We start from the raw sequence: 15137 nt of genomic DNA on the forward strand, positions 1-15137 counted from the left end.
ATACTAACACGGGCTATTTTCCTCGCTTGATAGGTTGTCCAGCCATCATTCTTGCGCCTTATGGTCTCCATAAGCTTCCCTCTGGTGAGTTTCATGCTCCAATGTAACTCACCGTAGGGAAATAGTTTCGGGATAAGACAGAAAAAAATAATGTAAACGCTAAGAAGTCTAGGGCAAAGGCCGCTTGACTGTGAGAGGAATGACTCCTGCCTCAAATTCCTTCTTGGCTATCTTCACGGGGTCGTAGCTGAGCTCTTCAAGATCCTTCTCGCCCAATGGGATGCAGAACGGAGCTCCCATAGAAATCATCAGTGCTCGGCTCCCTATCATCCTGGCCTTTTCGTATCTCGTATACTTCTTTACCAGCCGAATCCTCTTAAAGCTTTTCTTTGCCATGGTTAGATGAGTTTTCTGAGTTCCTTGCTTTTCTCCACTGCAAGGTCAATCATCGCATAAATATCTTCCTCTACGAGGGGAAAATCTCCGCCTTTCTGGAGCGCGCAAAGATCCCCTTCTTTTGTGACCGCAACCGTAAGCCTGGCTTCAGACAGCTGTTCCTCTGCCAGTGACGGGTCTATAAAAATAGTGCCTCCTATCTTATGGACTGTAACCTCCACAGACTCTTCGTTTAATGGAAGCTTTTCCTCTGTGGTGCTCTTGTAATCAATCACTCCGTCAGAAATTTCAGGAAATCTGCAGTTCTTTACCGCAGCTATGGCTGCCAGGGCAGCAGCGTCAAAAAGGTTACCATCATCATTAACTGAGATGATATCAATCACGACAATCCATGCCTTTTCTCCAGGCGTGATGCACAATCTCTTAAAATCAATAACTGCAGCCTCCCTAATCCCCCGATCAACGACGCGGGCGAGCTCAATGGCTCCAATCCCTGGAGGCCCTGCCTCGAAATCCGGGCTTGACAAGGGCAGCAATTCAGCTCCCACCATGATCGTTCCTTCATCCGGCTTGTCAGGATAGGGTGTGCCAAGCTCCAGCTTCACGCCTGCCAGCACTTCTGTGTCCCCAATTTTCACGCGGCTAGAGCCCTCGGCATTCGGCGATATCCCTGTCTCGACCTGGACGTTCCGGAACTCATTAAGCTTCCTCCCATCCAGCCGGAAGCCTTTTGCAAAAAATTCAAGCATACGTTGCTTTGAGGTTTTCACTACCATCTTCCGTATTTCTCCTTCAGCGCTTTCTGCTGAACCGTGATGATCTTCTTACATGCCTCTTTTGCCAGCATAATGGCCTTCTTCAGCTGATCCTTCGGCATAATTCCATCCATCTGCAAGAGTGTAATCTCCCCCGTGCGTGGCAGGAGCGCAATCGGAATGTCTGCCATGCCTCCGGCATAATCCTCTTCCTCCTTTGAGACATCAATCAGGGCGGTTCCGCCTATATATCCTGCTGCAATCGCGCTCACCATATCCCTCATGGGAATCCCGGCGTCTGCCAATGCTATAGAGGCAGCGCAAATCCCTGCGCATCGTGTTCCTGCATCAGTCTGCGGAAGCTCGATAAAAACATCAACGACTGCATTCGGAAATTCAGTCAAGTCCAGGACCGGAAGCAGCGCTTTCTCGGTTACATGCGAAATCTCGCGCGACCTTCTGTTTGTCCCTGGGCGCACACGCTCCCCTGAGCCTGAGAATGGCATCATGTTATAGCTGCACCGCAGGATCCCTTTTTGGGGGTTCTGAAGAAACCTTGGATACAGGTCTCTTGGCCCATAGACTGCTGCGTATGCGACAGTCTTTCCAATCCTGAAGTAGCCGCTTCCGTCTGCGCGCTTGATGATGCCTGCTTTGGCCTCGATATCCCGAAAATCGTTCACTTTCCTATTGTCTGGACGTGTAAATGCCATTTATACCTTCTTTGCCTCCTTCTTGATCTCGTTCACGTAATCCTCGATCTTCTTGGTGAGTCCAGGAGTGTGGGCCTCCTCTTCCACTTTCTTTATTATCTTGATAAGGCGCACCTCAGCATCGGGCTCGCCTTTGATCCACACAAGCCCGTTTTGGCCTATATAGATCCTGCAGCCTGTTCCCTCCATCAGCGTAACCATGCTGGCATTCTTTCCAATAAGGCGGGGGACTTTATTGGGGTCGACAGAGATGATGGTGCCGCCTTCGAGTTTCCTCAGCTCAGGCCCCCTCATGCTCAAATCAATCAATTTCTGGCTTGTTACGTTAAAAATCTTCGTGAAGATAATATCTCCTATCTTAAAGAACCTGGTTAAATCCGCGCCTTTGCTGACAAACTCAGAGGTTGCATCCTTGACATTCAGCATGGCAGAGTAGGCAGAGTTTGTATCAATCCTCCATCCGGAAAAACTGACATCAGCAACTATCCCGATAATGGTGTCGTCCTTTTTTGGCGCATACTTTCCGGTCAAGGGGATGATATGGGCTGTCCTTCCGCTGAGGCTCAGCAATCCGAAGCGCTGGCAAACGACTGAGTCCTTGTCGCGGTATGTACCGCTCCCTGGGATATAGTCCATGCCTTTGGCAATCTCCTCTCCTGGAACCAGGATATCTTTTTCTTTTGCAAGCAGCGCCATTACTTCTTCTTCAGCTCCCGAATTGCCTTGTCGATCTTCTGCCTTGAGATCTTCGTGAATTTCCGCTCTGCTGTTGTGATATAGGCTGCATCTATCCTGTCTGCATTCAGATTCTTGTCTAATATCTTCCGAAGGCTCTGCAAACACAACATGAACCCCTCCTCAATTGTCATCTTCTCAGAATACTCTTTATGGAGGATCGGCTCAATCTCAGCTTCGCCTTCACCAATGACGCTTGCCTTGTATTGGAAGAAGATCCCTGTTGGGTCAGTCTCAAACAGCTTTGGCCCGTCAGGATCTATGCCTGCAATCAGCAACGCAACCCCAAAAGGCCTCAAACCGCCTGACTGGGTGCAAATCTGGCATAAATCAGAAACCTCCTTGACGACTGACTTGACGTCAATCTCTGAATCGAATGTAATCCGGTTCTGGTGCGCCCTCAACTGGGCGCGCTCAATCAAGACCCTGGCATCAGACAAAATCCCCGAGGCACTTGTGGCAATGTGGTCATCAATCTGCCAGATCTTGTCCACAGATTCAGGCACAATCAAAACGTCAACAATCCTCTTGTCTGTAACCAATAATACGCCGTCGGAGCATACCATGCCGATGGCTGTAGAGCCCTGCTTCACGGTTTTTTTGGCGTACTCCACCTGGAGAAGCCTTCCGTCCGGGCTGAACATAGTTATTGCCCTGTCATATCCCATAATCTGATGTGGCATTGGCTGCATTATCTCACCCCCTCTGTCCTCTGGATTGCTTTTTGTACCATACCGCTAACTCCTAGTGACCTGCAAATAACCTCTTTTCCCTGAATCCTGACGAAGCAAAAGCCTGCCTTGAGATGGTCTACAAACCTGTGCCCAATGCGGATAACTCCTCTCTGGTTTTTCCAGACATCTATAAATTGCACTCCAAACTTGCTTGCTCCTGCAACCCCGAACAGGCTGTGAAGGCTCTGCAAAATCGCTCTCTGGGCATCTCCGAAGCGGGCCGGACTCGCAGACATAATCTCAAACGCCACATATCGCTTCTTTTCCCGCAAACTTGGCTGCAAGGCCTTAATCATCTGTCCTCTCTGAGAAAACAGTGTTCTGCTTCTCTCTCATTCACCTACTGCGGAATCCATGATTATTTATAAATCTTTGGGTTTCGAACAGCCAGATACGCAACTACACCTAAAACTCCCAGCAGGATGATGTTTATTGCGGCAAAAAGACGGCTTGTGGAGCCTAAAAGCCAGCCTTTTGTTTCCCACGATGACGAAATACTATCTGTCTCATCTGGTTCAGCAGGCCTGGATTCCTGGCCTAATTGAGGGGCTTCAGCAGCTTCTTGAGGAACAGCTTCCAGAGAAGGGCTTTCTTCTTGGGCTATTCGCTCTGCCTCTTCAACCATCTCCTCAACCACAGTCTCATATTCGAATCTTTGTGTTAGACGCTCCCCAAATTCTGTGGCATACGCTATCTGGACAAGATAGCTGTACACCCCCCTCTCAGCAGTGTAGGAGAAGCTTGCGATATCCTTATCCTCAATGAGTTCTCCCAATGTGATTTGCGCTGGCTGAATTCCAGGGATTGATGTCTCGGTTGTGATCTGTACATCCCTCATCTTTTGTGATGATGGATTGTATACTGTTGCTGCGAAATCAACCCTCTCGCCTGGCTGCGCTCTTTCTTTTGCCTGGAACCTGATGCCTGGTTCAGGTGCAAGTACGGTGAGTGGGATCTCAATGTTTTGCTCTTCTGCGAATCCATTGATGCGGCTCTCAATAACTGCTTTTATAGGCGTCCTGCCTGAGCGCGTTCCTGAGAAATTGACAACAAGCAGCTCTCCCTTTTTGCTATCGAGAGATATCCTCTTTGTGAGTTTTGTGCCGTCCTTCTCGAAGCCGTGGCTTCGCATTCCAAATACAGTCCCTGGCGGAAACATAAGCTCAATGGCTCCGCTGGACTCATGTTCCGGGTTGGTATTGGTGATGTTGATCTCAAGCCTGTTTGACCTTCCGATACTGCTTGCATTCTCTGCAAGCCTAGGGACAGCCTGTATTGCTGCATTGAATACCTCGATCTTTGACTTCAGCGAATCAGTTTTTGCGCTGCTGCCATCAAAATAGACAACTTCTGCAACACTGTCATTTTTTCCGCCGGATTTTCCAGCAATAGTGTATCTGCAGGCATGCTCCTGCCCAGCCTCCAACGCTCCTTCCCACTTGTATACGCTGCCTGAAAGCGAACAGCCTTCTACATTGATGGTAAGTCCTATTGTCGAAGGATACCTGTCAACAAAAACAACGTCTGCTGCTTTCCAGTCTCCGGTATTCTTTAGTGCAACAGCAACATCAGTCTCCTGGCCAATAAGCAGTGCGGCATCATCGATTGTCTTGGTGAGCTGGACTGATGCGGTTTTTGAATAGATGCTGAGCGACGCCTCCCACACATTTTTGTGCGTGGCATTCGGATAGGTGAAATAGATCGAGTTCAGGCAGAACTGGATATTGCCCTCCTCTTTGCACGAAGCATTTCCCACAATCATGCTCTTCCCAGCAGATTCAAGAAGAACCTCAGCAGGAGCAGCATATCTGTCCTGGTCTGAGAACCTAATCCTATACGCAGTGCCATCAACAGTAATGTTGTTGCCTGATGCATAGGTTCCTGTGGAAATCAGCTGGGCTCCGAGAGCCGTTTGAGCCAATGTCAAAAACATCCAACCCAGAAAAAAGCACCTCTTGAGCATAGGGTGTTTTGAAGAATTGGGTTATATATAGTTATCGATGTCTTCACGGCACAACCGTAATCAACTGGCCTGTGGTAGATTTTGCTAATCCAGCAGAGCCGACAGAATAGTCCACTGCCAGACTCCCTTTTATCTTCTGTTTAGGATTAAGGCCTGCGGAGCATTCCAGTATAAAATCCGCCTCGCTGTCAGAACCAACAACTCCTCCTGCAGCAGCAGCGCAAGAGGGATCATCCAATGTTATGCTGCTCACAGAAACAGGATCAGGAAGGATATTCCTAAGCCTCAATGTAACTGTATCTGCACTCGAACTCGTAGAAAACTCCTCGCAAAATATCCCGGAACTGGTCGCAATCAAGCATTTCTCAGGCAAAAACTGCTCGGCCTTGTTCACTCCGAAATATGCAAGCGCACCGATAGAAATAAGGACAACCAAGATGGCCCAGCCATAGGTCATCAAGAACTCCATGGCAGCCTGTCCTTTTCTCATAACAACTCACACCACGTGCTGTATAGTATCCATCAATTGATATACCTCAATTATATGTCTCAAATTATATATCTCAATTATGTACTGTATACTTAATCAATTATTAATCACTTTTATATCCTCATTATCAATCATACTAAATAAACCTTCTTAAAACAAGAATAAAAAGAAAAAAAATTTATGGAACCGTAGTCACAATCTGCCCTGTCGCGCTCTTTGGAAGCCCAGACCCTGCCGCTGAACCGGCATCAAAAGCAACGGTGATTGCTCCTTTGATCTTGTCGCCTGATGTAAGGCCTCCTGCGCATGCAAGCACAAAGTCTGCGGTTGCATCAGCCGCAATCTGCGTGTCTGCTGTTGCGAAGCTACAGCTTGGAGCGCTTATCGTGATAGAATCAACCCAGGCACTCTCAGTGAGGATATTATGGATCCTCAGCGTTACAGTATCTGCGGATGCGCTTGAGGAGAACTCATCACAGAACAGCCCAGATCCTGTGCTAATCACGCATTTCTCTGGCAGGAATCTATCAGGGCTCAGCACTCCGAAATAGGCAAGTGCCCCAATCGCAACAAGAACAACCAAGATGGCCCAGCCATACGTCATAAGGAACTCCATGGCAGCCTGTCCTTTCTTCATATCATCACCTCTCCTCTTTTTGTAAATAGCATTATTCCTATTCTTGGCAATTCCCCTATTTAAATCTTTTGATTAAAACGAGGCGTTTTTGAGTCCGGCGCCAACCGAGGCTCCATTTTCCATAGGACCGAGCATCCAGACCTGAGCAACCTGGGTCGCTCGGATGAAACGAATTCAGGCAGCAAAAAAGAAACACTTAAAAAGAGCAGGAAATCTTTACCCTCAGGACATACGAAATGATTCCACGAAAAATATTCTTTACCAAGGGCGTTGGTGTCCATAAGCATTATCTGCAAAGCTTCGAGCTTGCGCTACGCAATGCAGGCATTGAAAAGGCGAATATTGTGAACGTGTCGAGCATTTTTCCGCCCAATGCCGAGGTTATCTCCAAAGAACAGGGGGTCAAATACGTGAAGCCCGGTGCAATAACCTTCTGCGTCATTGCACGGAATTCCACAAATGAGCCCAACCGACTGATTGCCGCTTCCATCGGAGCAGCGATCCCGGCTGACAAAGGGACATACGGCTATCTCAGCGAGCACCATCCAAACGGAGAGACAGAGGACAAGGCAGGGGACTATGCCGAAGACCTTGCGGCAACGATGCTTGCAAGCACGCTTGGCCTCGAGTTTGACCCTGACAAGGCATGGGATGAGCGGAAGCAGGAATTTATGATGTCGGGGAAGATTGTCAAGACGCGCAATATCACCCAATCTGCGCAAGGAAATAAATACGGCTTGTGGACATCCGTCGTTGCTGTTGCAGTGCTCGTCACAGACCAGATGATTGCAGACTATGCTGCAATGCAAGAGGCAGCCCAGGCAAATTCTGAAAACTTGGTGAAGGAGGATGCTCCCAAGGACAGCGCATTGAAGAACAGCATCAAGAAGCCCTTTTCCCTTGCCCGCTCTGTTTTTGGAAGGAAAAAGGAGCAGCAGCCAAAGCCGGCGTGAACAACGCCCTTGAAAAGTTGCTCGCTTCGCTCGGCAGCGCCAGTACTCAAAAATGCTTCGCATTTTTGGTCGCTTCTGCGGAGCAGTTCGCCATGTGCAAATCAAGCAGAATAGCGACATTCTCCGAAGGCGCCAACCCTCTTGTCGTTGCGCCGCATCGCCTTTATGATGGCTCACAAGAGGGCGCCGCATGACTTTTCAATGGCGTCGCTTGAACAAAAGCTTAATAAACACACTTTCTCTTATTGGCTGAATGCAATTCTTTGAAGAGCATATCAGGAAGATCCTTGCAAAGCATACGAAGGCTGCTCCAGGGGCCTTCAGGCTTGAAATTCCTCCGTCACAAGAATTCGGCAACTATGCACTGCCCTGCTTCTCTCTTACAAAGATTGCCAAGTCTGCTCCGAGTGCGATAGCAAAGGATCTGCATGAAAAGATACTCCCCGACGAAATTATCGAACGGACTGAAGTCAAGGGGCCTTATCTTAACTTCTTCATACGCCAGGCATTGTTCGCTGAGAAGATCATCCAATTGATTCAGACCAATGAGTTTAGGAGAGTGCCTCGTAAAAACAATACGGTTATGGTTGAGTTCTTCCACGCAAATACCCATAAAGCGGTCCATATCGGGCATATCAGGAATATCTGCCTGGGAGAGTCTCTTTCGAGGATCCTGGAACAGAGAGGCTCTACGGTAATTCGAGTTAACTACCAGGGCGATATCGGCCCCCATGTAGCAAAATGCCTTTATGGGCTCCTCCACTCAAAGGAAAAGCCGCCTTTGCGCCATAGGGGTGTCTGGCTTGGAAAGGTCTACAGCCGGGCCCATGAGCTGGCAAAAGACCCAAAAGTCCAGGAGGAACTCCGCACCATCAACAAGAATCTGTATGCAGGCGACCCGAAGATCATCAAACTCTGGAAAAAAACCAGGAAGTATTGCCTTGACGATTTTGAGGAACTTTACCGCGAATTTGACGTCAAATTCAAGCGGCTGTATTTTGAAAGCGAGGTTGAAAAACACGGAATCGAGCTTGCAAAACATCTTTTGGCGGAAGGGATTGCTAAAGAAAGCGAAGGCGCTGTCATTGTTGACCTCAAGAGCTATGGGCTCTCCGTCTATGTGCTGCTGACAAAAGACAAGCATGCCGTGTACCACACAAAAGACCTTGCCCTTGCTGAGCTCAAGGCAAAGGAGTACCCTCGCGTTGACCTTTCGATCCATGTGGTGGGAAAGGAGCAGGAGCTTTACTTCAGGCAGCTCTTCAAGACCTTTGAACTCATCAATTCTCCGATGAAAGGAAAGTCGCATCATGTGATCTATGGCCTGGTCATGCTGCCTGAGGGAAAGATGTCTTCCCGCGAAGGAACGGTTGTGCTTTATGATGATCTTATTCAAACCATGCTGAAGAGGGCTTCCCAGGAGGTTGCCAAGAGGCACTCGTGGACAAAGAAAAAGATTGACGCGTCTGCCAAGGCTATAGCATTTGGAGCGCTCAAATACAGCATGCTCTCACGTGAGAACAACCGGGAAATTATCTTTGACTGGGATACCGCATTGTCTTTTGAAGGCGAGACTGGGCCTTACATCCAGTATGCCTATGCGCGGATATGCTCAATCCTCAGAAAATGCAAAAGGGGCGCTAAGCCCAACTTTGGGTTGCTGAACTCTGAGAAGGAGCTGGGCCTGCTCTCTGCACTGGCTGGATTCCCGGGAGCGGTTGAGCATGCTGCCCAGAACTACTCTCCCCACACTGTAGCAAATTATGCCTATACTGTGGCAAAAGCATTCAGCGAATTTTATACCAGCAATCGGGTGATCCAGGAAGACAAGGCCTTGGAGGCAGCAAGGATAAGCCTCATCACATCAACAAAGGCAGTCCTTGAGGAATCTCTCCGCCTGCTTGGCATCACAGCACCGCAAGAAATGTGAGTTATCTCCTCTTCTGAACATTCTTCGGAGTATCCCTCCATTCAAGGCTTCGCCTTTTGATCGCATCTGAGTACACTGCCATAAGAAACAGTGCGTAGCCAAGCAAAAAAATACCAAGCGATTGGATAAGGCCATTTCCTCCTGGCGAAAGAAACTCTCCCCGAAAAGCAGGCTGTGGCTGGGCCAGAAGATACCCTATCCAGAGGAAGGCGAGCACAAAAGGAGAGAACAGAATGCAATGCTTCGTGATACTTTTCCTTTCCATAAGCACAAGCCTCGGTTAACTGCAGTATCTTGTTCTACTATAAAAACGTTTCATTACATACGGCTGCGGTGAAAATCAATGCTGCCGCCTCTTTGCGAGGCTCTTAAAGAGTACTATGACCTGAGTTGAGGGGGACGCCCCATCGGAGGATATGTCGCTTTACGCTAAAACATGAAGAGCCGAGCCCGGCACTGCCTGCGAAGCAGAATGATTCCAGCAGAGCCATTACCCGCCAAAGCCGCAACCATTAAATATCCTTAGATAACGGTTTCTCCATGCTCAAGCCGAACATCACTCCTGACAGCAAGATGGCGGAACTGCAGGAGAAGCTCAAGAAGATGTCTCCGGAGGAGCTTAGGGAGTTCCAAAAGAAGCAGTGCGTATTCTGCCAGATCATCTCAGGAAAGATTCCATCAAAGAAGGTGTATGAGGATGCAGTCAGCTTTTCTGTCCTGGATATCAACCCTGCAAATCTCGGCCATATGCTTCTGATGCCCAAGGAGCATTACTCGATCATGCCTCAAGTCCCTGATGCGGATCTCAAACATCTATTCAAGGTTGCGAAGAGCCTTTCCTCAATTGCCCTTAAGGGCCTGAAGGCAGAGGGCACAAGCATCTTTATAGCAAACGGAGCAGCAGCGGGCCAGCGCGCCACCCATTTTATGGTCCATATCATCCCAAGAACGCAGGATGATCATGTGCCGCTTTCCATCCCTCAAAAAAACGTTCAAAAAGAGAGCCTGGAGAAGATCCGTATCCAACTCTCCAAAAAGGTTGAAGAGCTGCTCGGACCGGGCTATACAGAATTCGATACAAAGAGTGTACAAGAGCGTGCACAGGCAAAACCTGAATCAAACCGCTTTGAGCAGCCGATCCTGGAGGCAGAGTATACTGAGCCAAAGGCTGAGCCGAAGCAACAAAAAGAACAGCCAAAGACAGAGCTCAAGAAAGGGCATCTGAAATCGCCTCGTAAAAAAGAATCCAAAGAATTCAAAAAGGGCGAGCCCAGGAAAGAAACTACGGGAGAATCCTCCCTTGACGAAATCGCCCGGGTCCTGGGAGGAAACTGATGGGCTGCGTCTATTGTGAACTGAGGGATGGCCAGCGCGGAATTAAAAAGGTCTATAAGGACGAGAGCACCTTTGCGGTCCTGCATCCAAATCCGGCAGTGCCTGGACATGTCGTTGTGATGCCCAAAGAGCACGTCACCATCCTTGAGCAGCTCTCTGATTTTGAGGTTGAGCAGCTCTTTACAACAACCAACGCGCTCTCAAAGCTTCTCTTTGAGGCTCTGCCTATCCAAGGAACAAACATTATTATCCAGAATGGATCCACTGCCGGGCAGGAGATTCCACATGTTGCAGTCCATCTTATCCCAAGATTCGAGGGAGACGGGCTCAGCTTTGAGTGGGAGCCGAAAAAGTATTCGGATCAGGAAATGTCGACGGTAGAGGTCCTTTTCCGGGAACTTGCAAAGCAGCTTACCTTTGATCATGGTACGAAAAAAGAGGTTAGGCTGGAGCCAAAAAAGGAGGTTCTGAAGGAAGAGCCCGGAGCAGAGAATGTTATGCTGCGGCACCTGAACCGGATACCTTAAAAGCGGCGGAGCTTTCTCTCAAAATCAACAATCTTCCCTTTCTTTATGGAAATGCCTTCATTCTCTAAGAGCCAAATCTTTCCTTCCACTCCGCCTCTTCCACTGAATCTTCCAACACTTCCATCGCTCCGCACTACACGGTGGCAAGGCACTTCAGGAGCATAGGGATTGAGCCTCATTGCGGTTCCAACAGCTTGGAAAGCCTTGCTGCCGACAGCCTTGGCAAGATCAGCGTAGGTTGTGACATTTCCTTTTGGCACCTTTCTGAGCTTTGCATAGACTTTTTCTTGGAAGCGGGTTGGCATGTTATTCCCGGAGACCTTTGGCAATTTTTATAATCTCTTCTGGCTTGTCAGCTATAAAGTCCGGTTTTGCTCTCTCTAAAATCTTTCTCGAATTGAACCCCCAGGTTACTGCAATGATGGGGACCTTTGCTTTTCTGCATGCCTCTATATCTCTCACTTCGTCTCCGACGTAGATGGTCTCTGCTGGCTGAAGGCGATAGGTTTTAAGCAGTTTTTTCAGGGAGCGGTGCTTGCCGAACACCGAACTGTTTGAGAAGATGAAACTGAATGATGTAACGCCCTCTTTGACAAGAACCTTCTTTACAATCTCATCGCTGTTGGACGTGAGGATTCCAAGACGAAACTGTCTTGAAAGCATTTTCACAGTGCTTGGGATTCCTTTAAAGAAGCGTATGCTGCTGGCCTTCGCTTCCATGATCTTCCTCGCCTTCCTCACATAGTAAGGAACCCTATAGACTGAAACCCCCAGATCCTTGGTAAAGATCTGTAATGCTGTTTTCTCCCTGAGCGATTCATTTGCTTTCAGCTGCGGCCGGTTTTCCTGCTTCGCAAGCTCATTCATGCATTCGATCATGATTCTGCCTGTGTCTGCAAGCGTTCCGTCGAAGTCGAAGATGATGGTGGTGAGCATGCAGATATTGATTCCTTATTTATTTATATACTTTGACAAAATACCCCTATTAAAGGGCTCGTAGTTTAGTAGCAGAACACACCCCTCGCACGGGTGAGATCCCGGGTGCGATTCCCGGCGAGTCCATGACGAGCCGGACCAGGAACGCAGTTCCGCTGCCCGGCGAGTCGATCGAGCCAATAAATTCTCCCTTTACATTATCTCCTGCAATATATCTTTTCTACTTTCTCCTCTCAGTTTTCTCATTGCCTTGGCCTCGATTTGCCTCACTCTTTCCCGTGTGACGCCAAAACGATTGCCGACTTCCTTAAGACTATGTGTTCTCATCGGAAGCCCATGAAGCGGAATTCCGTATCTGAGCCGCATCACGGTCTCTTCCCTCTCTGTCAGCGAAGAGAGCACATCTTCTATTCTGGCAAGGCTCTCCTCATCTGAACCGATATCTGAGGGATAGCGTATGGTTGTATCGGGGATACAATCCTTCAGCTCTGCCTTTTCGTCCCTTCCACATTTTGTGTGGATTGAGATCTCTCCCTTTTTGTATTTCACTACATCAACCTCTTTGGGTTGTATGCCCAGTCTTTCAGCAACCTCTTCAGGACTTGGAGATCTTCCTAACTGTTTCATGAGATCATCCTGTGCACGGTTAATCCTTCTGATTTCCACTTGTTTTCCGACAGGCACTCTGACGTTTTTCGCGTGGGTATCAATTGCCCGACCTATCGACTCCTTGATCCACCAGGTTGCATACGTGGAAAATTTATACTCTTTCTCCTGCTGAAACTTCTCAGCAGCCCGCATCAGGCCGAGGTTGCCTTCCTGGATAAGGTCATCCATATCCATGCCTTTTCCTCTATATCCTTTGGCAATAGAAACTACCAGACGCAGATTTGGCAGAATAAACCCATTCACAGCATCCCGATACTCGTCAAGATTCATCCTCAATGTTGCATACTTCTTTGAGATCCCCCTATGCTTTTTGGCAAGCGAATCCGATTCTTTTGAAGAACATCGCTCTAATCTCTCTTGATACCTCTGCTTCTGGGACGCAAATCTCTCCAGCAGCATGTCTGACATCTCTGCAACCATGCCGAGTGCAAGCCATTTTCCACGAAACGCTTCCCTTGCTTTTTGCCTGGAATACCCGTTTAATATAAATTCCATATCTGAGTAGAACTCACGATAATCCTGTTCTTGTGGATCACCTATCTCTGTCGCATCCTGAAACAGCCACCCGAGTTGCTTAACAAACCCAGCCTGCTTTGGAGGTGATATGCTTTCTGCAACAGACATCCCTACCTTTTGATACCCCACAGGATTATGCAGATACCCTCCAGAAATATACTCTCCTGCGCAAAAAATCAAGGGCATATAATGCCTGACGAGTTCATCCAATCCAACCTCAATCACGGCCTCCTTGAGCCTTAGCCCGGCACTGTCTTTTTTCTCTCCTAGCTCAGCCTCCTGTTCCCGGGTAAGAAGCTGTTTGCTTGCTGCGAAATACCAAGGAAGGCTGTACACATCTGATGGTAGCATGCAGCAAAGTAATAGAATTTATTATATTAATCTATCTTTCTCCTGGCCATTTGCGCTCAAGAAAGCAAAATCTGAAACAGCATCACAGGCAGTTTTCCAGCATCTTTAGTCTGAAGGGCATATGTAAAGAATTCATTGCCTCACTTTCAATCTGCCGGATCCTCTCACGCTTTAATCCAAATCGCTGGCCTATCTCCTCTAATGTACATTGTTTGAGGGGCTTCCCGGGATACCCCAGCCCCAATCGGAATCTCATCACCACTTCCTGCCTGAAGGGCAATGTGGAAAGGGTTTTGTTGAGATACTCGTCGGCTTCTGCATCAAGCAGACCTTTACCAATCGGCTCACGTGAAGTGTCCTCAAAAAGATCCCCAATCTCAGAGCCTTCTTCAACCATCTCGTTGAGAGATACACACTTTGGAAGCATCTGGAGCTTTTGAACCTGATCCTGGCCGATTCCCAAAGCAGCAGCAAGCTCTTCTTCTGTGGGCTGTCTAAGCTTTCTGGCGGTGAGCTCTTGAGTCACCCGATGCAAGCGCCGATTCAATACCCTCTTTTTTTGTGGAACATGGATTGTTGAGTATCTCTCGTCAGCTGCCCGGGAGATTGCCTGGCAAATCCACCAGGTGCCATAGGTAGAAAATCTTCCAAGGGTATGATCAAATCTCTCTGCTGCGCGTATGAGGCCTATATTTCCCTCTTGAACCAAGTCCAGCAAAGGGGCTCCTGTTCGTTGGTAGCCTTTTGCCGCATCTACAACCAGCCTCAAGTTGTGGTTTATGAGGGCATCCCTCGCATCAAGGTATCCTTGCATGCCAATCCTGATTCTTTCATATTCAACCTCCCCATTTCCATTCTTTGTGACCCGGGATCCAATATCGAAGACAGCCTTTGCAGGCATCTTTAAGAGATACTCTGAAATCTTTCCAGAATCGGTACTCGCACTCTGAAATGCCTGATAAAAGTCCTGCATTCTGGCAACAAGATCATCTTCTGCTATATCTCCTTCATCGCAGTCAATCCCTATTGCATCAAGAAACATCCCTGTAACCTTTTTTTCAAACTCTTTCCTAGTCTGATCAGTGATCTTTTTGAGGCGGAGCCCGATCTCCTGATATGATTCAGGTTCTGTAATATACCTCTTTGAGAGATAAGTATTTATTCTGGCCGCAAGCCGTTCATAATACTCGCGAACGGCAGCAATTCCTGGCTTTATCCTGACCAGGTTCTCTCTTATGATGCCTGTATGCTCCTTCTTCTGCTGGCTCAGCTGTGCCTCCTGCTCTGCTGTCAGCAGCGGAAACTGGCTTGCCTCGTGTAGATATGACAATACAAGATTGCTCTCTGAATGAGATCCGGAACCCTCTTCATTCCCCAAATCCATCTCAGAGAAAAACAACAGGCTGTTTAATAAGATTTCTCTATTTTCCTGTCCATCTTGGCCATCCACTGCTTTAGCTCAAACTTGTTGAAGAATTCCTGAGCCTTCACGCTAAA

At 48.2% G+C, this 15137-nt stretch carries 17 protein-coding genes, 1 tRNA gene and 1 pseudogene; 5 read left to right on the forward strand and 14 right to left on the reverse strand.

Translation table 11 applies throughout. From position 1 onward, the window contains the following. Positions 1-168: 168 nt before the first annotated feature. The 9 genes from VJB08_02450 to VJB08_02490 all read right to left on the reverse strand — a co-directional run bounded on the left by VJB08_02450 (position 169) and on the right by VJB08_02490 (position 6423). Complete coding sequence (locus VJB08_02450) at positions 169-396, reverse strand: DNA-directed RNA polymerase subunit K (GenBank protein HLD42828.1); 228 nt, start codon at positions 394-396, stop codon at positions 169-171. Positions 397-398: 2 nt separating this feature from the next. Further along, positions 399-1172: an exosome complex protein Rrp42 gene (gene rrp42 / locus VJB08_02455; GenBank protein HLD42829.1), complete on the reverse strand. Its 774-nt coding sequence runs from the start codon at positions 1170-1172 to the stop codon at positions 399-401. Continuing rightward, positions 1166-1864: an exosome complex exonuclease Rrp41 gene (locus tag VJB08_02460; GenBank protein ID HLD42830.1), complete on the reverse strand. Its 699-nt coding sequence runs from the start codon at positions 1862-1864 to the stop codon at positions 1166-1168. The genes rrp42 and VJB08_02460 overlap by 7 nt, the downstream gene beginning before the upstream one ends. After that, positions 1865-2560, reverse strand: coding sequence for an exosome complex RNA-binding protein Rrp4 (gene rrp4, locus VJB08_02465; protein ID HLD42831.1), 696 nt, complete (start codon positions 2558-2560; stop codon positions 1865-1867). After that, the gene (gene psmA / locus VJB08_02470; GenBank protein HLD42832.1) at positions 2560-3291 is read right to left on the reverse strand and encodes an archaeal proteasome endopeptidase complex subunit alpha; all 732 of its coding nucleotides are present in this window, start codon (positions 3289-3291) and stop codon (positions 2560-2562) included. Before psmA ends, rrp4 begins: the two co-directional genes overlap by 1 nt. After that, on the reverse strand, positions 3291-3629 hold the full coding sequence (locus VJB08_02475) for an Rpp14/Pop5 family protein (GenBank protein HLD42833.1): 339 nt from the start codon (positions 3627-3629) through the stop codon (positions 3291-3293). The genes psmA and VJB08_02475 overlap by 1 nt, the downstream gene beginning before the upstream one ends. Before the next feature lie 62 nt (positions 3630-3691). After that, entirely contained in the window at positions 3692-5296 is a 1605-nt protein-coding gene (locus tag VJB08_02480; GenBank protein ID HLD42834.1) for a hypothetical protein, read from the reverse strand. Positions 5297-5339: 43 nt separating this feature from the next. Then, positions 5340-5786, reverse strand: coding sequence for a hypothetical protein (locus VJB08_02485; GenBank protein HLD42835.1), 447 nt, complete (start codon positions 5784-5786; stop codon positions 5340-5342). Positions 5787-5964: 178 nt separating this feature from the next. Beyond that, positions 5965-6423 carry a hypothetical protein gene (locus tag VJB08_02490; protein ID HLD42836.1) on the reverse strand — a complete coding sequence of 153 codons (459 nt, stop codon included), beginning with the start codon at positions 6421-6423 and terminating at the stop codon, positions 5965-5967. A 236-nt stretch (positions 6424-6659) separates the two neighbouring features. Here VJB08_02490 and VJB08_02495 point away from each other — a divergent pair. Together VJB08_02495 and argS are read left to right on the forward strand one after the other, a co-directional pair. Continuing rightward, positions 6660-7196, forward strand: a pseudogene (locus VJB08_02495) (arginine decarboxylase, pyruvoyl-dependent). A 433-nt stretch (positions 7197-7629) separates the two neighbouring features. Further along, entirely contained in the window at positions 7630-9306 is a 1677-nt protein-coding gene (argS, locus tag VJB08_02500) for an arginine--tRNA ligase (protein ID HLD42837.1), read from the forward strand. 1 nt (position 9307) lies between these two features. On the opposite strand, the gene VJB08_02505 is transcribed toward argS, so the two are convergent. After that, a complete protein-coding gene (locus VJB08_02505) occupies positions 9308-9571 on the reverse strand; it encodes a hypothetical protein (protein ID HLD42838.1) in 264 nt (87 codons plus the stop codon). A gap of 275 nt (positions 9572-9846) precedes the next feature. On the opposite strand from VJB08_02505, the gene VJB08_02510 reads away from it, so the two are divergent. Next, positions 9847-10641 carry an HIT domain-containing protein gene (locus VJB08_02510; GenBank protein HLD42839.1) on the forward strand — a complete coding sequence of 265 codons (795 nt, stop codon included), beginning with the start codon at positions 9847-9849 and terminating at the stop codon, positions 10639-10641. After that, positions 10641-11168 carry an HIT family protein gene (locus tag VJB08_02515; GenBank protein HLD42840.1) on the forward strand — a complete coding sequence of 176 codons (528 nt, stop codon included), beginning with the start codon at positions 10641-10643 and terminating at the stop codon, positions 11166-11168. Before VJB08_02510 ends, VJB08_02515 begins: the two co-directional genes overlap by 1 nt. Here VJB08_02515 and VJB08_02520 read toward each other — a convergent pair. Both VJB08_02520 and VJB08_02525 read right to left on the reverse strand, forming a co-directional pair. Then, the gene (locus VJB08_02520) at positions 11165-11473 is read right to left on the reverse strand and encodes an MGMT family protein (GenBank protein HLD42841.1); all 309 of its coding nucleotides are present in this window, start codon (positions 11471-11473) and stop codon (positions 11165-11167) included. The two genes, VJB08_02515 and VJB08_02520, sit on opposite strands and share 4 nt — an antisense overlap. 1 nt (position 11474) lies before the next feature. Continuing rightward, on the reverse strand, positions 11475-12104 hold the full coding sequence (locus VJB08_02525) for an HAD-IA family hydrolase (protein ID HLD42842.1): 630 nt from the start codon (positions 12102-12104) through the stop codon (positions 11475-11477). Between the two features lie 54 nt (positions 12105-12158). On the opposite strand from VJB08_02525, the gene VJB08_02530 reads away from it, so the two are divergent. Continuing rightward, positions 12159-12230, forward strand: a tRNA-Ala gene (locus VJB08_02530). 66 nt (positions 12231-12296) lie between these two features. Here VJB08_02530 and VJB08_02535 read toward each other — a convergent pair. Together VJB08_02535 and VJB08_02540 are read right to left on the reverse strand one after the other, a co-directional pair. After that, positions 12297-13640 carry a sigma-70 family RNA polymerase sigma factor gene (locus VJB08_02535; GenBank protein ID HLD42843.1) on the reverse strand — a complete coding sequence of 448 codons (1344 nt, stop codon included), beginning with the start codon at positions 13638-13640 and terminating at the stop codon, positions 12297-12299. Between the two features lie 82 nt (positions 13641-13722). After that, positions 13723-15024 carry an RNA polymerase sigma factor RpoD/SigA gene (locus tag VJB08_02540; GenBank protein HLD42844.1) on the reverse strand — a complete coding sequence of 434 codons (1302 nt, stop codon included), beginning with the start codon at positions 15022-15024 and terminating at the stop codon, positions 13723-13725. Positions 15025-15137: the final 113 nt, after the last annotated feature.

Source organism: Candidatus Nanoarchaeia archaeon (assembly GCA_035290625.1).
Classification (GTDB): Archaea; Nanobdellota; Nanobdellia; order Woesearchaeales; family DATDTY01; genus DATDTY01.